Annotated in this window: 1 protein-coding gene; it reads right to left on the reverse strand. The window is 75.4% G+C overall.

Annotation, left to right across the window (positions count from 1 at the left end; all coding sequences use genetic code 11):
* Positions 1 to 142: 142 nt before the first annotated feature.
* On the reverse strand, positions 143 to 848 hold a 706-nt coding region (locus tag GTW67_RS21135), incomplete at its 5' end, for an RDD family protein (RefSeq protein ID WP_202437497.1).

Raw genomic sequence — 848 nt, forward strand, 5'->3', positions numbered from 1 at the left:
GGTTGCTCGCGCAGTTCCCCGCGCCCCTTCGGGGCACGTTCACTGGACGCCCCTGAAAGGGGCGCGGGGAACTGCGCGACCAGCCCCCACGCACCCGCACCCGACCGCGAGACGGGCACCCTCACCGCGCCCACCCCGAAAGCTAGCCCGCGACGAACGTGCCGGCCGCCTTGTCGTGCCAGCACTGGTGCCACGGGCGGTCGAACAGGCACCACGCGACGCCCACGACCCCGACCACCAGGAGCCCCGGGACGCTGTAGACCAGCCAGCGCCGCACCGCCGCGCCGAAGGACGGGGCCTCGTGGGCCTCGATGTCCCGCACCTCCAGGCCCAGCAGCCTCTTGCCCAGCGTGCGGCCCCACTTCGCGGTGGGCAGCGCCTCGTAGACGACGCCGAAGAGCAGCAGGACGGCCAGCACGATGCCCAGGTACGTGCCCGTCGTACCGTCGAGCAGCCAGACGGTGACGGTCTCGCCGGAGAGCTTGGCCGCGTCGATCTTGTCGTTGACGTGGTCGACGGCCTTGGTGCCGAGGGGCACGGCGGCCACGGCGGTGACGCCCGCCAGGACGACGGTGTCGATCAGCCGGGCAACCAGTCGCTTGCCTAGCCCGGCGGGGCGGGCCGCGGCCTGGCGACGGGCGGCCGCCTGGAACACGTCGTCGACGGGCGGCTTCCAGGGCGCGACGGGCTGCTCGTCCGCGCCTGTCCCGGCGAGCTGGTGCACCTGCTGCGCCCAGGAGGACTGCCCGCCACCGGGCCCGACGGCGACCGGGGCCGAGCCGGCGGGCTGGGGCTGGGCCTGGGCGGGCTGGGCCTGGGGCGCTGCGGACTGCCGGGGCACGGCGGCT

Origin of the sequence: Streptomyces sp. SID5910, from assembly GCF_009862125.1 — a bacterium.
GTDB lineage: Bacteria > Actinomycetota > Actinomycetes > Streptomycetales > Streptomycetaceae > Streptomyces.